This window comes from Enterococcus sp. DIV1411a (assembly GCF_050531945.1).
Lineage (GTDB): Bacteria > Bacillota > Bacilli > Lactobacillales > Enterococcaceae > Enterococcus_B > Enterococcus_B faecium.
This window is the reverse complement of sequence record NZ_CP172892.1, coordinates 1,007,048-1,027,575: the sequence shown is the minus strand read 5'-3', so window position 1 is coordinate 1,027,575 and position 20,528 is coordinate 1,007,048. Positions and strand designations below refer to the sequence as shown.

Below are 20,528 nucleotides of genomic sequence, written 5' to 3'. Positions count from 1 at the left end.
TATAAAATTTGTCAAAAAAACTGTTGCCATTCCATTTCGAACTACATGTTATTCATTATCCTGCAGGAACACCTATCGCCCCTTATGATGCAGGGAGTGCAGTCTATCCGAAAGATGTGGTTATGCTCACTGGGAAATACAGTTACCAGGGAGTTTTAGTGTATTCAAGTAACCATGACGGGACAATCACTAGTTATCCAGTTCCTTCACATTGGCAAATGCCTGCAGATCAAACATCTTATCCAGCGTTCATTAGAGAAACAACTCAAGAAATTATTGATAATGCATCTGTAGTAGCTATTCCTACAGGTAATCCAAATGATGTGAAACAGCTGATCAATGTAATAGTTATGGATAATTAAAATTTCTAATAGATCATACAAAAAGAAGCTGGCAAAATACTGTCAGCTTCTTTCATTTTCTTTTCTATTTAGATTTGTTGGTCTTTGATAAACTCCAATTTTAAATAAACGTTTGCAAAACAGTCGCTTTTCTATCTTCTACCGCTACTTCTGCATAGGCACCATTGATCAATGTCAGTTGTGGCGGTACATGACCACAATCAATATCATACAAGATCGGTAGTTTTAATTCCTTTGACAGATCTTCGTATACATCCTTCATTTTATAATCTAACAAATCCTCTGCTGCACTTCTACCGAACATGATCCCCGAGCTGCCATCAAACCATCCTGCCAGTTTCATCTGAACAAGTGATCTTCTTAAATCAACTGACGATAGCTCACAATTTTCTAGAAACCACAAGATCGGCTTTCCATCATTATACTTTCTTTTAAAAGATTGGACATCTCCATAAGGGGTACCGATTAAATGACTGATCGTATCAATACAGCCACCTAATAATCGTCCCTTCATCCTTACTGCATCTCCGCTGACTGATTGCCAATTTGTTGGTTCAGTGAGATGGAAAACAGAAGATGATGAATGCTCATGGGGCCACTCTTTTTGATACTTTTCAGAAGGTTGCTGTAGAATCGATTCTCCTTCTCTTGTTTTCAGTACACTTTCCCACATTGCTGTCGTTTCATCCAAGTACTCTCCTCTTAAATCAATAAGGTTGGTTCCATGTGCAGTGGCTATCCCTGTTTTTAATGTGACAGCAAGTAGCAACGTACTAATATCTGAATAACCTACTATCCATTTTGGTTGTAGAGCATCAAAATCGACAAAATCGAGAATCTCAATCAATAATTCTCCTCCCCAAGGCGGAAAGATCATTTGGATATTTTCATCTTGCATCATTTGATTGAATTCATCTGCTCGTTTTCTTGCTGGACCTGATTTTTCCTTATCTTGCGTCCAAAGCGTCTTTCCAGTAACTACTTGGAAAGATTTTTCTTCCATTCTCTTTAAAGCTGATTCGAGTAACGAATGGTGTTCCTCTGATACGCCTGAGGATGGTGCAGTAACCCCAATCGTTGCATTTCTTTCTAATAATGGATAACTTATCATGTTGCTTCACCTCCAAGTATGCACTATTTTACTTGGTTAATTGTTTTTTTCGTTTGCCGGCATCAAAAATATCGGCATCTCAAGTAGCTGGATGATTTTGTTTAAGTCAACCGTTTGGATGACCATCGTTTGATCTGGTCTACCTGGTGCAAAAACAAGTTTTTCATTTGATAAGAGCTCTTCATCAATAATAATCGGAATCTGTTTTTCATAACCAAACGGAGAAACAGCGCCCTGCTTTTGTCCCGTTTGTTCTTCCATGCGTTCTGATGAAACAATAGAAAGCCTTTTACCGACGATCTTCCCTAATGCTTTGAAATCCGTTTGTTTCGTAGTAAAAGTCAGATATACGTAGTTATTATCTTTTTTATCTTTTAAGAATAAGCTTTTGGTCTCTGTACCTGTAAATCCTTGTTCTTTCTTTATTACCAAAGCATCTTCATTTGTATAAATGGCTCGATGATGATACAACTCAAAATATATATTTTCGTGTAAGAATTTCTTTGCCAAGTCAATCATTTTTATGTCTCTTTTCTATTTTATTATTTGAGACATCTTATCATATAAATATAGCGGTTACAACATTACTTGTGTTTTGTTCGTTTTTTATACATAACTATTGTTTTTCTGGTAAAATAAATCAAACCACTTAATGGAGGCGTTTTAGAATGGAAAAATTTCAGCCGATCATCAATCAGATCAAAGAAAAAGAACATCAACAAAAGATCAAAGACCTTTTTGCTAAGATAACAGAAACGTATCCCCAGCTAGACACAACTGTAAAATGGAACCAACCTATGTTTACTGACCATGGTACCTTTATTATTGCATTTAGTTTTGCTAAAAATCATTTTTCTATCGCACCGGAAAAAGCAGCGATTCGTGCCCTTGAAAAAAATATCCAAGAAGCAGGCTACGTATATACGGATAACGTCATCAAAGTTCCTTGGAAAAGTGTAATCAACTGGGAATTGATTGAACAATTGATTTCATTTAATATTGAAGATAAAAAAGGTCATGATAAATTTTGGCGATAAAGCTTTATACGAATAAACCTTTTACTGGCGAGGAAACTATTCATCAGCTTATACAGGTTTTGTTCAATCCTATCCTTTTTATCATCCCTGGTTAAACACTTAATTGACAAAGTATCTGCTATTTTTATAAGGAGTCTTTCTTGTGCTGAAAAAAATCACTGATTGAATGGCTTTGAATTTTCCACTTAGTAAAATTATTTTTTCAGCAATTTTCCTGCAAAACTTTTGAATAAGGAAAAAATACGAGAAAATATCAGTGATCTTTCATAATACTGCCCATTATTTTCAGGTATATTTAAATATAATATCACTTTAGGAGAGAACGAATTTCTTTAGAGAAAGAAAAGTTAGAATTTTCTGACTTGATTTTTACAATGACCTTAATTAAAATCGTTCTTTCTACATTTCGTGATTAAGCAAATATCAACTAAGTCAGTAGAACCATTCACATAGGAGGGTGAACATTGAAAGATTTTTACTCAGTAAATGAATTAGCCGAACAATTAGGTGTTACTACACGTTCTATCAGAAATTATCTTCATGAAGGAAAACTAAAAGGAACAAAGGTTGGCGGGCAATGGAAATTTTCTGAACGTAATCTTTTTGAGTTCCTATACGGAGATCAAGCAGAGGAAGCAGCAAAAGAAATGCAGCGATTCATGCTAAATGCACCAATCACGATGCGTTTCAACCTTCAGTATCGTGATTTTACAGCAATCAATCAATTCCGAGAACAATTAGTCCAGTACCATAACGATGTTTACGCAAATAAAAAAGACCGTCTTTTACAATACGATCTTTATAAAGACAATCATGCGGAGATACTAATCGGTGGTAACTTCAATTATGTCGTAAACTTTAGTCAATGGATCAATGAAAAATTATTGATGCAGACAGATATTTCACTTGTATCTTAAACAATTAAAAAGCGCTAGAAATTCCAGAGATGTTGGAAATTCTAGCGCTATTTTTTTATAAGTACTTACTGTATGGTTCAAACAAATATTTTTTTAATAAATGAGATTTTACCATCTTTATCCTCAAATAAAGACCGTGACCATGCTTCCTACTACGATCAGCAATAATCCGATAATCGTTAATTTTTTTTCTTTTGGTGTCTTATTTTCATGCAGGATGTACATACCGCCTAATGTAGAGATAACTACGTTTAGCTGTGTAATGATATATGCAGTAGCAACCCCATTTTCATTTGCTGAAAAAATATAAGCCAATGCTGACACACTGAAGATGGCTCCAACTATTGTTGCTTTCCAACTCTTGTCTTCAGAAAATGCGGTTGGTTTTCGGAAAATCACATAAATCACTGCCCCTAAAAAGACACCGATCATTTGCGGAAAGAAAATGGAAAGTCCGCTTGCATCAACTAGTTTGGGCAATGCACTGTAAACCCAATAACCAATACTTGTTGATGCTAATAGACTGATTCCTTTTGTGATACCGCCTTTTTTTCCAGGATCATCACTGATTGCCGTTAAAGCAGAACCAAATACAAGAAGAATGATTGCTGCTGCACCAATGATTTTTCCCATACTTCCAGACCATTCTCCAAAAGCGAAGACACCAATCAATGAGGTTCCGACTAACTGTAATGCAGTCGAAATTGGCATCGTTTTAGAAACACCAATCAAGTTGAAAGATGTATACTGTCCTGTTTGTCCGATGACCCAGAATGCACCAGAAAGTAAACTAATCAAAAATGTAGTCACTGAAATACCAGCTGGAGAAGCGAATAATTGAACAAGTAAGCCAACGAGCACGGCTCCAATACCAGTTCCTAATATCTCATTTGTTGGTCTGCCACCAATCTTTTTCAAAATCAGTGGCTGGATCCCCCACCCAACTGCCGGGATCAATGCAATCAATAAACCCATTTTTATTCACCCTTATCCTTTTCCACCTTGGAAAGAAGGATATAAAGTCATCCCACCATCTGCAAATAGTGTAATACCTGTAACATAACTGGATTCGTCTGAAGCCAACCATGCAGCTGTCGCCGCTATTTCTTTTGGTTCACCTACGCGTCCCAGTGGGATCATACTTTCCAAGAGTTCTTTTTGTTCAGGATCATCAAATTTTGCCGCATTAATAGGTGTACGGATAGCACCAGGTCCTATACTATTGATTCTGATTCCCTTTGGTGCGTACTCCATTGCTACCGTTTCGGTGAATAGTTTTACTCCGCCTTTTGAAGCAGCGTAATGAGCAAACGTTGGCCATGGGATTTGTTCATGAACAGAAGACATATTGATGATATTTCCTTTTTTATCATTCTCTGTAAAGTAATTTAAAGCCGCTTTCGTTCCGATAAAAACGCCAGTCAAATTGACTTTTAATACTCTTTCCCAATCTTCAAGGCTAAGTTCATGGGTTGGATGCTGATTTTCCATCCCAGCATTATTAATCCAAACGTCCAGTGTCCCAAAATTTTCTAAAGCCGTATCAAGTAAACGCTGTATTCCTTCTTCAGAACTGACATCTGCTTGTACAGAGACTGCTTTTCCGCCTGCCTCTTCGATTGCTTTGACTGCTTTTTCTGCTCCTTCTTTATCCGAGTTATAGTTGACAACTACATTCATTTTTTCTTTCCCGAATCGTTGAGCAATCGCTGTTCCAATCCCCTTTGAGCCACCAGTTACTACTGCGACTTTGTTTTCTAATTCCTTATACATAGTACCCACTCCTTTTTCATACCTAAACCTGTTATTACGGATAACTTTTATTTCCATCTTAAAGTGAGTGTACACCAAGATATATAGTCTAAAGCAAATGATACGCTCTAGCAATCGTTTTCATGAATTGCTAGTGTCCTTTTATTTCTATAAAGAAAGAGGTTGTGACAGAAGTGGCCAGCTTCAAGAAATAAGAAGTAATTTACAAAAATTACTTCTCAAATTTTTGTGAAATTTCGGCTTATTTCCGAAGAAGCTACTTCTGAAAAACCATTTATTTGGAAAAAAAAGGCTGTGACAAGACTTTTGTCACAGCCCCTTTCCTGGGCTTATTTATCACCCATTTTATTGAAATTGCTAGTTATACATAAACAAGAGATTTTATGCATAATGTTTTATTGCTGAGAAAAATATTCAGCTGTTGCTTGTTCATCCTTTTTGAGTTGTTCAATCAATTCCTCTACACTAGAAAATTTCACTTGATCTCTTAAAAATTGATTCCAGCGTACTGCGACATGTTCACCATAGATATCTTGATTAAAGTCCAAAATATACAATTCTACAGTCAGCTCCCGTCCTTCACCGAATGTATCATTATGTCCAATTGAACCCATGGCTGGATACCAAGTTTCCCCAATTTTTATTTCCGATACATAAACACCTTCTTTAGGCAAATGAACTGTGCTCTTTACTTTGACATTTGCTGTAGGGAATCCTAGTAGTCTGCCTCGTGCATCGCCATGGACAACTACCCCTTCTACCTCATATGTGCAACCTAATAGTTTTGCTGCTTCTTTTACTTGTCCGCTGTCTAGTAATCCTCGAATACGGGTAGAGCTGATTTTTTCACCTTGTTCTTCTTCTTTAGAAACTGTGACGATTTTGAATCTTCCTTTGGCATATTCAGGAAAATGAGCGACATCTGCAATGTCTTTTGGTCCATACGTATAATCAAAACCGGAAACAGCATATTTTGCATGTAACCCTACGATGTATTGATCAACAAATTCCTGCGGTGCTAAATGAGCAAAAGAAGAAGTAAAATCAACTTCATATAAATAATCTATACCCAAAGCGGCCATTTTTTCTTCTTTTTGCTTAAGGCTAGTCAAATATTTCACGCTGCTAGGATCGATCTTTTTAAAGACAATCGATGGATGCTGATTGAAAGTCATCAATGCTAATTTCAATCCTTCTTTTTGTGCAATTTCCATACCTGTCTTTATGACTTTCTGGTGTCCAATATGCACGCCGTCAAAAAATCCCAGTACTAAAACGACATCGTCTTCTGGAATTTGTTCTGATTGGTAAGGATGTCTGATCTTGATGATATTCATTCGTTATTCCTCATTTCTCAATACTTTACTAGGTTTTAATTTGTTTTTTTCTTTCGGGTTTGGCTGATAGATACTGACAACTTTGCCTTTATAAAACAAAGCAATTTCTTCTGACGGCATTTCTGGGAGCGCAAATACAGTATAATCAAGTCTCATACCGTTTTTTACTTTCTGCCATACTTCATCAGTAATATCTACTCGTTTGAATCGTTTCACTCCTTTTTCTATTGGCAGCAAACAATCATCGATTGTCCCATTTTTCACAGCTTGAGCTACTTCTTCTAATGTCAGAGCATCTTTCTGGGACATACCGGCACTTGCTGTTCGGGTCAGATCAGACATGTGCGCAGGGTAACCAAGTTTCTTGCCTGTATCTACAGCTAATGTGCGGACATAGGTTCCTTTCCCGCATTCTACTTCGAAGCGCCAAGAAATGGTTCCTGTCACTTCGTCTCTTGTCAATTCACTTGTCCGGATAAAACGGTAAATCTGAGCCTTTCTAACAGGACGCTCCACTGTTTCATTATTGCGGGCATATTCATATAACCGCTTACCGTTGACTTTTACCGCTGAGTACATTGGTGGTATCTGGGTGATCTCACCAATAAATGAAGCCATCACTTCATCTATTTTTTCTTCAGATAAAGACATATCTACTGGTTTTGTTTCTACCCGTTCTCCGGATCGATCTTCCGTCGTTGTACTGAAACCTAGAGTTATCTCGCCTACATAGATTTTCCCAGAATCTGTCAAATATTCGATAACTTTTGTGGCTTTTCCAATACAAATAGGCAACACACCGTCTACGTCTGGGTCAAGCGTACCCCCATGTCCGATTTTTTTCGTATGTAAGATTTTTCTTAATTTGAATACGCAATCATGACTTGTCATTCCGCGTTCTTTCCATAAAGGTAATAACCCGTCCATGTCTTTTCTCCATTTCATTTTTGATTTAACTGAATTATTATAACACATTGCATCAATTACTGACGAATTTGACATCATAATGAACGGTTTTTATTTTTCGGCAATAAAAACGTAACAAAATTCATGCTCACGTAAATAGAAATCATGTTATGTTTTTTTAAAGGAGGGAATAGAATGGAAGATTTTTTCTTTGCACCATTTGATTGGATTTATGGGTGGCTTACAGGTAAATAGTTTGGTTTTCACTTCCCAAAAACGAAAAAAAAGACTGTCCATTCTTCCAGTCTTTTTTCCGTTTTTTTTATTTATTTTTTCAGTTTCTTAATCAATGTAAAAAATTCTGTTTTGCGGGATCGATTTTATCATTTTATTGGTCAAGATTTTTCCATTTCCAATCCAATACTTCTGGCAGATCAATACCATTTTCACGAATATAGTTTTGATGTTCTTGTAATTTCTGATCCATTTTTTCCGCAAAATCTTCTGCTTGACTTCCTTTGATTTTTAAAGCTGCGTCTTTTGCCAAATGATAACGATCAAGTTCATTTACTACACGCATGTCAAATGGTGTCGTGATATCTCCATTTTCTTTGTAGCCATGAATCATTAAATGATGGTTATGACGATCAAAGAAAATCGTGCGGACCAATGTTTCATAACCGTGGAAAGCAAATAAGATCGGTTTGTCTTTTGTAAAATATTGATCAAATTCTTCATCGCTCAACCCACGCGGATCTTGACTTGGATGACGTAATTTCAATAAATCTACGACATTAATGAACCGAATTTTTAGTTTTGGGAATTCTTCCAGCAGCAAAGTTGCAGCTGCTAATGCTTCTAAGTTAGATTCCGTTCCTGCAGCAGCAATGACCAATTCAGGTTCCTCCTCTTTTGCTGTCGAAGCCCAATCAATGATTTTCAAGCCTTCATTCACTAAGACGGCTGCTTCTTCTGCTGAGTAAAATTGAGCACGCGGATGTTTGGAAGAGATGATCAAATTGATTTTTTCTGACGAGCGGAATGCTTTATCCATGACTGCGAGCAATGTATTTGCATCCGCAGGCAGATATTCACGGATGAACTCCGCCTTCTTTTCTGCCAAATGTGTCAATATTCCTGGATCTTGGTGGCTATATCCATTGTGATCTTGCTGGAAGACTGTTGAGCTTGCAATGAGATTTAGCGAAGGATAATCATTTCGCCAAGAAAGGTCATGTGATTTCCGCATCCATTTGAAGTGCTGAGTCAACATAGAATCAACCACTCGCAAGAATGATTCGTAACTTGCAAAAAAACCATGCCGTCCAGTCAGAACGTACCCTTCTAAGAACCCTTCATCTTGGTGTTCCGATAATTGACTGTCGATGACGCGACCAGATGGCGAAAGCCATTCATCATTTTCTGGTTCGATTTTTTCCATCCATTGGCGATTTGTCGTTTTGAAAACTTGATTCAATCGGTTTGATTTTGTTTCATCTGGTCCAAATATACGAAAATTTTCTGGATTTTTCTCAATGATCTCGCGAACGAATTTACCAAGTTCGGTCATATCTTCTGCTTTAATGGAGCCTGGTTTTTCAAATTGCAAAGTATATTTTTTCCAATCTGGCATAATAAGCGGTTTTGGATCGATTCCACCATTGGTGATAGGATTTTTTGCCATTCTTTGGTCACCAGTAGGCGCGATTTCTCTGATTTCTTCTAAAATACGTCCTTGTGCATCAAATAATTTTTCTGGTTCATAGGATTTCAGCCAACGGAGTAAAGCATCTGCATGATCCATATGTTCTTGATCTACAGGAATCGGTACTTGGTGTGCTCGGAAGGTTCCTTCAATTGGTTTCCCGTCCCATTCTTTTGGACCGGTCCATCCTTTTGGTGTGCGTACGATCAATACTGGCCATTTTGGCATCACGACATCTGTTGCTGTCTTCAGGCGAGCTTCTTTTTGGATGGATTTGATTTTCTCGATTGCTTGATCCATTTTTTCAGCCATAACAGGATTTAATTTTTCTGGATCATTTCCTTCAATAAAGAAAGGTTCCCAGCCAAGTCCGTTAAAGTAATTTGCTAATTCTCCATCTGATTTACGTGCCAAGATCGTTGGGTTGGCTATTTTTGCACCATTTAAATGAAGGATCGGTAAAACAGCTCCATCTATCACTGGATTGATAAAGACATTTGAGAACCAGCTTCCAGCTAAAGGACCGGTTTCTGCTTCACCATCACCAATCACGACAGCAGAGATTACTTCAGGATTGTCTAATACAGCTCCGACTGCATGTGAAAGAGAGTATCCAAGCTCTCCGCCTTCATGGATAGAACCTGGTGTTTCTGGTGCTGCATGAGAAGCAATGCCTCCAGGAAATGAAAATCGCTTGAATAATTTTTGCATTCCTGTCTCATCTTCCGTTACTTCTGGATAGATCTCTGTGTAACTTCCATCTAAATAAGCATTCGATACCATGACTTGTCCGCCGTGTCCTGGCCCTTCGATATAAAACATGTTCAAATCATATTTATTGATGACTCGGTTCAAATGGACATAAATAAAATTTTGGCCAGGAATCGTTCCCCAATGACCGATTGGATGTTTTTTGACATCTTCTGGTTTCAGTGTACGTCTCAGTAAGGGGTTATCTTTAAGATAAAGTTGCCCAACAGAAAGATAATTAGCAGCACGCCACCAAGCCGTCATTTTATCAAAGTATTCTTTACTAGAATAATCCATACATAACTCTCCTTTTCATTATTACTCTTATTCTAGCGCAGATACTCCCAATTGAAACCTAATAAGCACTTCTGTTCATTTGTTTGGATTTTATATCTAGCCAAATGAACAGGTATAAAAAACCACGAAATTTTTCCTTTCGCTGACGTTTTTTACATTGATCCAAAAAACTTGTCGTTATCACAATGGCTGTTCCGCAGTTCATTTCGCTCCTCATCATGCATAATTTGCTGAATGACGCTAGGCCAGTTAACACATTGTTGGAAAACTGGGGCTGGATCGAGCAATTCCTTTCCTGATTGATCCGTTTTATGTAAAAGTCTCTGTTATCTTTGTCAATATGTGAATTGGTATCCCAGCTACTATGCTAATTTCTACAGGGATTATCCAAAATTTGGATCGTGACCAAATCGAAGCGGCGTAATCGGAAATATCAATAACTTCAACGTGATTTTTCTTTTAACTGTCAACGGACCGACAAACTCAAACTTTTATGGTGCAGGTTCCACTGATCTTCTAGTTACTTGGCTATACCTGACTGTCACTAAAATAGATTACAATCTAGCTTCCGTTATCGGTATCTTGATCTTTATCTATATGCAAAAATTTATATACTACTAGAAAAAAGAAAGTCGAATTTTTTACTTTTCTTTTTCTCTTTTTTGGTTAGCTGACACGCTACCAGACTAAAGTCATGGAACTCTTAGGTAATACGTCTTAATGAAAACAAAAAAATCCCGCAACCCCTGATTTCACAGGATTTGCGGGATTTTTTGATTAGTCTTTGTTCAAGTCGCGAAGCAATTCATCGATATGGTTGCCATAGACAACTGATTCATCAAGTTCAAAGAACAATTCAGGTGTCTTATAAATACTTAGATTGTGCCCTAATTCTCGACGAATCAATCCTGATGCCTTATTCAATCCATCTTGTGCTTTTTTCTTATCTGATGCTAAGTCAGATAAAATGCTGTAATAGATCGTTGCTTGCTGTAAGTCCCCCGTAACTTTCACATCTGTGATCGTTACGTTCTCCACACGAGGGTCACGGACCTTTTTGCGCAAAATATCATTGACTTCTTTTAAGATTTCTTGACCGACTCGGCGATCACGGTAGTTAGCCATAATGATTGGCCTCCTTTTATCAGTTTTTAGTCATTTTTGACTTCTTCCATGATAAATCCTTCAATTACGTCATCTACTTTGATGTCATTGAATTTTTCAATCATTGCACCACATTCATAACCCATTTTGACTTCTTTCACGTCATCTTTGAATCGTTTCAGACTTGCAAGTTGTCCTTCATAGATTACGATTCCGTCACGGATTACACGGACACCGCTATCTCTACGAATATATCCTTCTGTTACATAGGCACCTGCAATCGTACCAACTTTAGAAACTTTGAAGGTTTCACGAACGATCATTTGACCAGTGATTTTTTCTTCAAATTCAGGGTCTAGCATCCCTTTCATCGCAGTTTCGATTTCTTCGATGGCTTTATAGATGATACGGTGAAGACGAATATCGACTTCTTCAGTATCAGCTTGCACTTTTGCCTGCGGTGTAGGACGAACGTTGAAACCGATGATAATAGCGTTGCTGGCTGCTGCTAAGGTTACATCACTTTCATTGATTGCTCCGACAGCTGAATGGACGATTTTTACACGGACACCTTCCACATCAATCTTCTTCAATGATGCAGCCAGTGCTTCTGCTGAACCTTGTACATCTGCTTTGATGATTACGTTAACTTCTTTCAATTCGCCTTCTTTCAGGCTTTCAAATAAGTTGTCCAAAGTCACACGGCTTGTGGCAGCACGGTTTTCCAATAATGCACGTTTTGCGCGTTCTTCACCCGCTGCACGTGCTGTCTTTTCGTCTTCGAAGACTACGAAACGGTCACCTGCTTGAGGTACATCATTCAAGCCAGTGATTTCTACTGGCGTTGCAGGTCCTGCTTCTTTATCGCGACGGCCAAGATCGTTTGTCATTACACGGACACGTCCGTAAGTATTACCGACAACGATTGGGTCACCAACGTGAAGTGTTCCTTCTTGGACAAGTAAGGTTGACACAGGACCTTTACCTTTATCAAGACGTGCTTCGATCACTGTTCCGATTGCGCGTTGTGTTGGATCTGCTTTTAAATCTTCTACTTCTGCGACTAACAGGATCATTTCCAGCAATTCTTCGATGTTTTGGCCGAATTTCGCTGAGATCTCAACAAAAATCGTTTCTCCACCCCATGCTTCAGGAATTAACTCATACTCACTTAATTCTTGCATAACATGCTGAGGATTTGCACCTGGTTTATCAATTTTATTTACAGCGACGATGATTGGAACGCCTGCAGCTTTGGCATGGTTGATTGCTTCAACTGTTTGTGGCATGACGCCATCATCTGCAGCAACAACTAAGATCGTGATATCTGTGATACTTGCTCCACGTGCACGCATACTTGTAAAGGCCGCATGTCCTGGTGTATCCAAGAAAGTGATTGGTTTACCATCAATATCGATCTGGTAGGCACCGATATGCTGCGTGATTCCGCCTGCTTCTCCGCTTGTTACACGTGAATGGCGTAATGTATCCAATAAAGTTGTTTTCCCATGGTCTACGTGTCCCATAATCGTTACGACTGGCGGACGTGAGACTAATTTATCTGGATCGACTTCTTCTGCCTCGAAGAATTTATCGATATCAGCAATGTCAACTTGGACTTTTTCTTGTGGTTCCATGCCATAATCCGTCGCTAACAGTTCAATCGTATCTTTATCCAGTGCTTGGTTTTGATTGACCATAACACCAAGCATAAATAATTTTTTAATGATTTCTGCTGGCTCACGATGAATTTTTTTCGCAATATCTGCTACGTTCATACCTTCAGTATACTCTAATACATCTGGCAATTCACGGAATTTGCGTGGTGGTACAGCTGGTTTAGTTGATTGTTGCTGTTTGCCTTTTTTACCTTTTTTATTATAACGATTACGGTTATTATTATTAAATTTGCCGCGATTGTTATTGTTTGGTTTGTTGTTATTGTTAGTACGGTTTTGATTGCCGCCTTGGCTCGTTCCTTGACGATTTTGGCTGCTGGTATTTCCCGTATTATTTTGGTTTGTTGTTGGTTTTTTCCCTTGATTCACTTGACCGCTCCCTTGACCGCGATCTTGATAACTGCGGTTATTTTTATTTTTTTGTTGATTGTTCGTTGTTTCTTTTTTACGTTGATCGTTCGGCTGTTGATTGGCTGGTTTTCTGCTTGCTTGTTGTGCAGCTTGTTGTTTCGTGCTTGGGTTTTTGAACGCTTGTTGCAATTTCTTCTCATCACTGCTAGTAATCGCACCCATATGGTTTTTCACATCGATGCCAAGTTGTTGTGCTTTTTCCACGACGTCTTTACTAGATTTTTTGAGTTCTTTTGCTAATTCATAGATTCTTTTGTTGCCCATGCAATCACCTTCCTAACCTTCAATTAGCTCCTTGGTCTTCTTCGCAAATCCGGCATCCATTATTCCGAATACCTTGCGAGGTTTTCCGATCATCTGCGTGATTTCTGCTTCAGAAAATAGCTCAAAGCAAGGAACTTCATAATATGAACTCTTATCTTTTATCTTTTTTCTTGTATTCTCGCTTGCATCGGTTGCCACAAACACCAATTTTGCTTTTTGTTTGCGGATTTCAGCAATGGTCAGTTCTTCACCCGTGATTAGTTTTCCCGCGCGCATCGCTAGACCGATGAGATTCATGGCTTTTTGCCGATTAACTGTATTCATTTTCCAAATAACTCTTTACGTGCTTTTTGGTGAGTGACATAGTCAAGAAGTTCTTGATAAAACTCATCTGTTAATGTTGTTTCGAGTACTCGATCGAGAATTTTTTTATCCCAAGCTTGTTGTACTTCTTCCGGCTCAAGTGAGACATACGCTCCTCGTCCAGGCATTTTTCCAGTTGGATCGATCGATACTTCCCCTTCTTTTGAACGGGTGATTCGGACCATCTCTTTTTTAGGTTTCATTTCACCTGAAACCACGGATTTGCGTAAAGGAATTTTCCTTTGTTTCATCTCTTTGCCTCCTTACTAAAGTTAAGCTTCTGGTTTTTCTTCGACCGTTTCATTGTTGAATGCAATTGTTTCATATTCATCGTCTGTTAAATCTGACTGAACGATTGCTTCATCATGCAGTTCTTCTGCTTCTTTTTGTTGTTCTTGATTTTTATAAAATTCCGTCATGTCAGATTCTGATTTGATATCGATTTTATGGTTAGTCAATTTAGCAGCTAAACGTGCATTTTGTCCGCGTTTACCGATTGCTAGCGATAATTGGTAGTCTGGAACGACAACTGTGCAGGCCTTTGGATTTGTCTCATCGAAGATCACATCCATGACTTGTGCAGGATTCAATGCATTTGCGATGAATACAGCTGGATCTTCATTCCATTCGACGATATCCATGTTCTCGCCTTTTAATTCATTGACGATTGCTTGAACTCGTTGTCCCTTTGGCCCGACACATGTACCGACTGCATCGATATTTGGATCATTTGAGCGAACTGCCACTTTTGAACGATCGCCAGCTTCGCGGGCGATGCTGACAATTTCAACGATTCCATCATAGACTTCTGGTACTTCTTGTTCAAATAAGCGACGCAATAGGTCTGGATGGCTGCGGCTAACAAATACTTGCGGACCTTTAGACGTATTTTCTACTCGGGAAACATAAACTTTGATTCGATCATGTGGTTGATAAAATTCATTTGGCATTTGATCTTGTTTAGAAAGAACTGCCTCAATTTTACCAAGATTGACATAAATATAACGTTTATCCTGGCGTTCGACGATTCCTTGCATGATGTCTTTTTCATAAGCACTGAATTCGTTATAAATAATCGTTCTTTCTGCTTCACGTACACGCTGTAAAATAACTTGTTTAGCCGTTTGCGCAGCGATCCGTCCAAAATCTTTTGGTGTTACTTCAAAACGGATCGTATCACCGATCTCATATGCTGGATTGATTAAAAGTGCATCTTTCAATGAGACTTCCAACTGTGAATCCATCACTTCTTCCGTTACTTCTTTTACCGCATAGACATGGATCTTTCCTTTTTTCTGATCAAATTCCACTTCGACGTTTTGTGCTTGGCCATAGTGACGTTTGTATGCAGAAACCAATGCTGCTTCTAAAGCATCGATCACGATTTCTTTTGAGATCCCTTTTTCAGCTTCTAAAGCGTCTAACGCATTTAACATTTCTTTACTCATTTTTTTCTGATTCCTCTCCGTGATTAAAATTGGATAGCTAAGCGAGCTTTTGCAATATTTTTTCGGTCAAAAGTCAATTCTTTTTCTCGTGTTTTTATGCGTATTTGCAATGTAAGCTGTTCAGCATCAAATGATTGAAGAAATCCTTCATATTGTTTTTCGCCATCTACTGGTTGGTATAAGGAGACATGGACATAATCACCAAGTGCCTTTTCATAGTCGCTTTCTTTTTTCAATGGCCGCTCTGCTCCCGGGGAGGATACCTCCAGGAAATAAGCTTGAGGAATCGGATCTGGATCTGCTGCATCAAGTTTTTCACTCAGTTTCTCACTGACAAAGGCGCATTCTTCGATATCGATACCGCCTTCTTTGTCAATAAATACTCGTAAGAACCAGCTTTTTCCTTCTTTTACAAATTCGACTTCGACAAGTTCAAAATTTTGTTCATCTAAAATCGGTGTCACCATTTCTGTGACTGTTTCAACGACGCTACTCAAAAGTTTCGCCTCCTTAAAAATTAAGTGCGTAATTCCATTAAAAAGAGTGAGCGAAAAATCCGCTCACTCACAGTTAGTATCATTACCTATAAGAACTATACCATACTCTGCTTAAAATTACAAGCAGACAGGAAAACAGATGCTTATAGCATATCGAATAACGATAATTGATTTTCATCTGGTAGATCTTTCAATACGCCATTGTCGTTCATATATTCGATCAATGTTTTTGAAACTTTACCGCGGGTGGCAAGATCTTCTTTGGATAAAAATGGACCGTCTTTTCTTGCTTCAACGATTTGTTTCGCCACGTTGGTTCCCAAACTTGGGACAGCTCTAAATGGTGCGATCAACGTATCACCTTCAATAACAAAGTTAACGGCATCCGATTTATACAAATCAATCATTCCAAATTTGAATCCTCGTTCCAGCATTTCATTGGCTAACTCCAGCACTGTCAGTTGATTCTTTTCTTTTACGGAAGCATCTAATCCTTTGTCCGTGATTTCTTTCATTGCTTGTTTCACAGCATCTTTTCCTTTGCACATGGAGACTAGATCAAAGTCGTCTGCACGTACAGAAAAGTATGCACAGTAATACAAAATAGGGAAATAAACCTTGAAATAAGCGACACGAAGAGCCATCAATACGTAAGCTGCAGCATGGGCTTTCGGAAACATATATTTGATTTTTGAACAAGAATCGATATACCAGTCGGGCACATTATTTTCTTTCATCGCCGATAGATAGGTTTCTCGCAATTCATCAGGGATCTTGTTCCATTGTCCTTTACGAACAGTTTCCATGATTTTAAATGCCATCCCGCTATCTAATCCAGCATGGATCAAATAAACCATAATATCATCACGACAGCCGATTACTTCCGCCAGTGTCGCATCTCCTCGTCGAATCAATTCTTCCGCATTTCCTAACCATACGTCTGTACCATGAGATAGTCCGGAAATTTGCAGTAGTTCTGCAAAAGTTGTAGGATGCGTTTCTTCTAGCATCCCTCGAACAAAACGAGTGCCGAATTCTGGAATACCTAATGTCCCTGTTTTGGAATAAATTTGTTCCTGACTTACTCCAAGTACTTCAGGACCGGCAAATATCCGCATCACTTCCGGGTCATCCGTAGGGATCGTTTGTGGATCGATCCCTGATAAATCTTGAAGCATCCGAATAACAGTTGGGTCATCATGCCCTAGAATATCTAATTTCAATACATTATCGTGAATCGAGTGGAAATCAAAATGAGTCGTTTTCCATTCCGAATTTTGATCGTCTGCTGGATATTGGATCGGCGTAAAATCATAGACATCCATATAATCGGGAATAACGATGATCCCCCCTGGATGCTGGCCGGTTGTCCGTTTGACTCCAGTAGCGCCTTTTGCTAATCTGTCGACTTCTGCACTTCGAAACTGCAGATTATTGTCCCTTTCGTATCCTTTTACATAGCCATATGCTGTTTTGTCGGCGACTGTACCAATCGTTCCGGCACGGTAAACATAGTCTTCGCCAAACAATACTTTCGTATAGTTATGGGCTTCTGCTTGATAATCACCTGAGAAGTTCAAATCAATATCGGGCACTTTGTCTCCATGGAATCCTAAAAATGTCTCAAATGGAATATCATGACCGTCTTTGTTTAAGCGTGCACCACATTTTGGACATTGTTTTTCTGGCATGTCAAATCCAGAACCATACGTACCATCTTCAAAAAACTCGGAATATTGGCACTCTGGACAATAATAATGAGGGGCTAATGGATTAACTTCAGTGATTCCTGTCATCGTTGCAACAAAGCTAGAGCCAACAGAGCCACGTGAACCTACTAGATAGCCATCTTCATTACTTTTATGCACTAGTTTTTGGGCGATCAGATAAATAACCGAGAAGCCATGACCATTAATAGAATTCAACTCTTTTTCTAATCGTTTTTGAATGATCTCAGGTAACGGATCTCCGTACATTTGTTTTGCTTTGGTGTAACTCAATTCTGATATTTCATCTTCTGAACCTGGAATCTTCGGTGTATAAAGTTCATCTTTGACTGGAATCACTTCTTCGCAGATATCTGCGATTTTATTCGTATTTTCTACTACGATCTCTTTCGCTGTTTCTTCCCCTAAAAAGTGAAATGCAGTTAGCATCTCATCGGTTGTTCGGAAATGGACATCCGGCAAACTATGACGATTCAACGGATTCGCTCCGCCCATAGAATTGATCAAAATTTTTCGGTAAATGGCATCTTCTTCGTTCAGATAATGTACATTACCTGTTGCAACAACGATTTTATCCAAACTTTTTCCGATTTCTACCAAATTTTGGATAATTTCTTCCAAATCATGTTCATTTTTTACCAATTCTTGCTCGATCAAAGGCGCATAGACCGCTTTTGGCATAACTTCAATATAATCGTAGAATTTTGCTCGGTTTCTTGCCTCTTCTACCCCTTTTTGCATCATGGCTTCGAATATTTCTCCCTTATCACAAGCTGAGCCGATCAATAGATTTTCACGCATCTTTTTCAATTGGGAGCGTGGTATTCGTGGGACGCGTTCGAAGTATTCGACATTCGACATTGAAATCAGTTTGAACAAATCTTTCAGTCCTGCCTGATTTTTTGCTAAAATCGTTACATGGAAAGGTCGAGCCCTTTTGTAAGAATCTCCTTCTCCGATATGCTCATTTAGCTGATCATGATAAAGCATGTTATGATTGTCCATTGCCTCTTTCACAAAGATCCATGCTAAGTGACCAGTTGCTTCAGCATCATAGATTGCTCGGTGATGCTGTTCCAAGCTGACACCAAATTTTTTAGATAACACACCTAATCCGAAACGTTTGAATTGAGGATACAGATATCTAGCTAATTCCAACGTATCAATGACTGGATTGGCCGCTTCAGGAATACCATACCTTGCGTAGCTAGTATTCAAGAACCCCATATCAAAAGCCGCGTTGTGGGCTACCAAAATTGTATCTTTTGAAAATTCAAGGAACATCCGCAATACTTCTTCTTCCGACTTTGATCCTCGAACCATTTCATCCGTGATACCAGTCAGATCTACCGTTGTTCGTGACAAAGGATGTCCTGGATCGATAAATTCATCAAAGCTTTCGATCACATTTCCTTTATACATTTTGACTGCGGCTAGCTCGATGATCGTGTCATATACTGCAGACAATCCTGTCGTTTCCACGTCAAATACGACATATGTGGCTTCACTCAATGCTTCATGTGCATCATTATAAGCAATTGGGACACCATCATCTACGACATTCGCTTCCACGCCGTATAAGATTTTCACACCTGCTTTTTTTCCAGCACTATGTGCTTCCGGAAAGGCTTGCGCACCACCGTGGTCTGTAATGGCGATAGCTCGGTGTCCCCATTTCCCTGCTTGTGCCACAAGATCAGAGATGCTGTTTGTTGCATCCATCGTACTCATATTGCTATGAACATGAAGCTCTACTCGTTTTTCCCCTTCAGGAGCATAATCTTTGCGAGGTGTATGTTTGACTTCTATGATATCTTGCGCATTCATGACCAAATCACGGACAAACGTATCTTCTTGAATACTTCCTCGTACCTTTAACCAGCTACCGACACTGATCGCATCAAATACTTGTTCATCTTTTTCGCCGTTCGAGAATTTTTTGACGATAAATGATGAAGTATAATCTGTGATTTTCAAAGTCAAGATCTTGCGTTTTGAACGTAGTTCTCTGACTTCTTTGTCGAATACGTACCCCTCAAGTGTGACTCTTCGTTCTTCTTCAACGATACTGATCATTGGTATCGTTGGTTCATCGGCTGGAATATTTCGTCCTAGCTGGATGGGTCCTTCAAGAGCTGGCGATTGCTCTTTTCTTTCCTTTTTCTTTTGTTCGTGGACAACTAGACTTTCAGCTGCTTGCTTCATAAAGGCTTCTGCCTGTTCTTGTTTTCGTTCTTCAAAAAGTTTCAATACTCGTTCCGCTTGCTGCTCATCCACTTCTGGTTCGATACGAAATTTTGGGAATCCGTAACTGACGAACAACTCTTCTACTAATGGCAAGTATTGTTGCTTCAAATAAGAAATAGCTCCTGTACTGTCGATTGGCAAGATGACTTTACGATCTTTTATCACAGGTACCTGCGTTTTCAATACTTGCTGTGCTAGTGGTGTATCGCATTGCTGATTTTCCAAAGCTTGGGCCCAGTAATCTTGCAAGAGCTGTTCATCGAATGTCTGGTCATCTGCTAAGATATTCAGTTTGACTTGTGCAATATCTTTAAAAGCGATAGTCAGATGCTGAGTCAATGACCGATATAGCATAATAGGCAAAATTTTGGAAAAATGCAGCGTAAATTCCCATAAACGCGATTTACGATGGACCACTACACTATCCATTTCACCAGCAGTAAGCAGTGGATGATTTTTTTCTGCTTCCTCTAGTTGGATTTGTTCCAACAGTTTTTCAAATAAATCTCGTTTTTCTGACAAAGATATACGCCCTTTCTGATGAGAAACAATGCAATTGATCGCATCTTATCCTCTTCTTTTTCAGTACCTTT

General features: G+C 38.8%; 16 protein-coding genes and 2 pseudogenes. 4 read left to right on the top strand and 14 right to left on the bottom strand.

The features are described 5' to 3' along the window. Window positions 1-35 precede the first annotated feature (35 nt). Window positions 36-362 (top strand): annotated as a pseudogene (locus IGJ87_RS04935) (hypothetical protein); the annotation flags it as partial. Between the two features lie 100 nt (window positions 363-462). Here the strand turns inward: IGJ87_RS04935 and IGJ87_RS04930 are convergent. Next, window positions 463-1,473 carry a S66 family peptidase gene (locus IGJ87_RS04930; protein ID WP_002294465.1) on the bottom strand — a complete coding sequence of 337 codons (1,011 nt, stop codon included), beginning with the start codon at window positions 1,471-1,473 and terminating at the stop codon, window positions 463-465. Between the two features lie 36 nt (window positions 1,474-1,509). Further along, window positions 1,510-1,992 carry a YbaK/EbsC family protein gene (locus IGJ87_RS04925; protein ID WP_002294466.1) on the bottom strand — a complete coding sequence of 161 codons (483 nt, stop codon included), beginning with the start codon at window positions 1,990-1,992 and terminating at the stop codon, window positions 1,510-1,512. Window positions 1,993-2,141: 149 nt separating this feature from the next. Here IGJ87_RS04925 and IGJ87_RS04920 point away from each other — a divergent pair, with 149 nt between their 5' ends. Together IGJ87_RS04920 and IGJ87_RS04915 are read left to right on the top strand one after the other, a co-directional pair. Beyond that, complete coding sequence (locus IGJ87_RS04920; protein ID WP_002294467.1) at window positions 2,142-2,510, top strand: iron chaperone; 369 nt, start codon at window positions 2,142-2,144, stop codon at window positions 2,508-2,510. 464 nt (window positions 2,511-2,974) lie between these two features. Continuing rightward, entirely contained in the window at window positions 2,975-3,427 is a 453-nt protein-coding gene (locus IGJ87_RS04915; RefSeq protein WP_002300528.1) for a helix-turn-helix domain-containing protein, read from the top strand. A gap of 123 nt (window positions 3,428-3,550) precedes the next feature. Here IGJ87_RS04915 and IGJ87_RS04910 read toward each other — a convergent pair whose 3' ends face one another. The 5 genes from IGJ87_RS04910 to IGJ87_RS04890 form a co-directional block, all read right to left on the bottom strand. Then, entirely contained in the window at window positions 3,551-4,402 is an 852-nt protein-coding gene (locus tag IGJ87_RS04910; RefSeq protein WP_002288523.1) for a GRP family sugar transporter, read from the bottom strand. Window positions 4,403-4,414: 12 nt separating this feature from the next. Then, window positions 4,415-5,200, bottom strand: a complete 786-nt coding sequence (locus tag IGJ87_RS04905) for an SDR family oxidoreductase (protein ID WP_002294471.1) — start codon at window positions 5,198-5,200, stop codon at window positions 4,415-4,417. A gap of 395 nt (window positions 5,201-5,595) precedes the next feature. Next, complete coding sequence (gene ribF, locus IGJ87_RS04900) at window positions 5,596-6,537, bottom strand: riboflavin biosynthesis protein RibF (protein ID WP_002301258.1); 942 nt, start codon at window positions 6,535-6,537, stop codon at window positions 5,596-5,598. Window positions 6,538-6,540: 3 nt separating this feature from the next. Further along, window positions 6,541-7,464: a tRNA pseudouridine(55) synthase TruB gene (truB, locus tag IGJ87_RS04895; RefSeq protein ID WP_002301259.1), complete on the bottom strand. Its 924-nt coding sequence runs from the start codon at window positions 7,462-7,464 to the stop codon at window positions 6,541-6,543. A gap of 367 nt (window positions 7,465-7,831) precedes the next feature. Next, window positions 7,832-10,195 carry a phosphoketolase family protein gene (locus IGJ87_RS04890; protein WP_104876609.1) on the bottom strand — a complete coding sequence of 788 codons (2,364 nt, stop codon included), beginning with the start codon at window positions 10,193-10,195 and terminating at the stop codon, window positions 7,832-7,834. Window positions 10,196-10,359: 164 nt separating this feature from the next. Between IGJ87_RS04890 and IGJ87_RS04885 the strand changes: the two are divergent. After that, window positions 10,360-10,816, top strand: a pseudogene (locus IGJ87_RS04885) (carbohydrate ABC transporter permease); the annotation flags it as partial. A 156-nt stretch (window positions 10,817-10,972) separates the two neighbouring features. Here IGJ87_RS04885 and rbfA read toward each other — a convergent pair. From rbfA to IGJ87_RS04850, 7 genes are all read right to left on the bottom strand, one after another. Continuing rightward, window positions 10,973-11,320, bottom strand: coding sequence for a 30S ribosome-binding factor RbfA (rbfA, locus tag IGJ87_RS04880; protein ID WP_002294142.1), 348 nt, complete (start codon window positions 11,318-11,320; stop codon window positions 10,973-10,975). Between the two features lie 26 nt (window positions 11,321-11,346). Further along, on the bottom strand, window positions 11,347-13,653 hold the full coding sequence (gene infB / locus IGJ87_RS04875; protein ID WP_002294141.1) for a translation initiation factor IF-2: 2,307 nt from the start codon (window positions 13,651-13,653) through the stop codon (window positions 11,347-11,349). Window positions 13,654-13,665: 12 nt separating this feature from the next. Next, complete coding sequence (locus tag IGJ87_RS04870; RefSeq protein ID WP_002288509.1) at window positions 13,666-13,977, bottom strand: YlxQ-related RNA-binding protein; 312 nt, start codon at window positions 13,975-13,977, stop codon at window positions 13,666-13,668. Beyond that, window positions 13,974-14,267: an RNase P modulator RnpM gene (rnpM, locus tag IGJ87_RS04865; protein WP_002288501.1), complete on the bottom strand. Its 294-nt coding sequence runs from the start codon at window positions 14,265-14,267 to the stop codon at window positions 13,974-13,976. The genes IGJ87_RS04870 and rnpM overlap by 4 nt, the downstream gene beginning before the upstream one ends. 21 nt (window positions 14,268-14,288) lie before the next feature. After that, entirely contained in the window at window positions 14,289-15,464 is a 1,176-nt protein-coding gene (gene nusA, locus IGJ87_RS04860; protein ID WP_104876608.1) for a transcription termination factor NusA, read from the bottom strand. Window positions 15,465-15,487: 23 nt separating this feature from the next. Continuing rightward, a complete protein-coding gene (rimP, locus tag IGJ87_RS04855; protein ID WP_002346361.1) occupies window positions 15,488-15,961 on the bottom strand; it encodes a ribosome maturation factor RimP in 474 nt (157 codons plus the stop codon). 143 nt (window positions 15,962-16,104) lie between these two features. Beyond that, a complete protein-coding gene (locus IGJ87_RS04850) occupies window positions 16,105-20,457 on the bottom strand; it encodes a PolC-type DNA polymerase III (RefSeq protein ID WP_430609980.1) in 4,353 nt (1,450 codons plus the stop codon). Window positions 20,458-20,528: the final 71 nt, after the last annotated feature.

What these genes read in the sequence shown, in the direction of transcription:
- IGJ87_RS04870 (WP_002288509.1), bottom strand. Translation starts at nt 13,977, where the DNA reads ATGAATACAGTTAATCGGCAAAAAGCCATGAATCTCATCGGTCTAGCG.
- rbfA (WP_002294142.1), bottom strand. Translation starts at nt 11,320, where the DNA reads ATGGCTAACTACCGTGATCGCCGAGTCGGTCAAGAAATCTTAAAAGAA.
- IGJ87_RS04925 (WP_002294466.1), bottom strand. Translation starts at nt 1,992, where the DNA reads ATGATTGACTTGGCAAAGAAATTCTTACACGAAAATATATATTTTGAG.
- nusA (WP_104876608.1), bottom strand. Translation starts at nt 15,464, where the DNA reads ATGAGTAAAGAAATGTTAAATGCGTTAGACGCTTTAGAAGCTGAAAAA.
- ribF (WP_002301258.1), bottom strand. Translation starts at nt 6,537, where the DNA reads ATGAATATCATCAAGATCAGACATCCTTACCAATCAGAACAAATTCCA.
- IGJ87_RS04905 (WP_002294471.1), bottom strand. Translation starts at nt 5,200, where the DNA reads ATGTATAAGGAATTAGAAAACAAAGTCGCAGTAGTAACTGGTGGCTCA.
- truB (WP_002301259.1), bottom strand. Translation starts at nt 7,464, where the DNA reads ATGGACGGGTTATTACCTTTATGGAAAGAACGCGGAATGACAAGTCAT.
- IGJ87_RS04890 (WP_104876609.1), bottom strand. Translation starts at nt 10,195, where the DNA reads ATGGATTATTCTAGTAAAGAATACTTTGATAAAATGACGGCTTGGTGG.
- rnpM (WP_002288501.1), bottom strand. Translation starts at nt 14,267, where the DNA reads ATGAAACAAAGGAAAATTCCTTTACGCAAATCCGTGGTTTCAGGTGAA.
- IGJ87_RS04910 (WP_002288523.1), bottom strand. Translation starts at nt 4,402, where the DNA reads ATGGGTTTATTGATTGCATTGATCCCGGCAGTTGGGTGGGGGATCCAG.
- IGJ87_RS04920 (WP_002294467.1), top strand. Translation starts at nt 2,142, where the DNA reads ATGGAAAAATTTCAGCCGATCATCAATCAGATCAAAGAAAAAGAACAT.
- infB (WP_002294141.1), bottom strand. Translation starts at nt 13,653, where the DNA reads ATGGGCAACAAAAGAATCTATGAATTAGCAAAAGAACTCAAAAAATCT.
- IGJ87_RS04930 (WP_002294465.1), bottom strand. Translation starts at nt 1,473, where the DNA reads ATGATAAGTTATCCATTATTAGAAAGAAATGCAACGATTGGGGTTACT.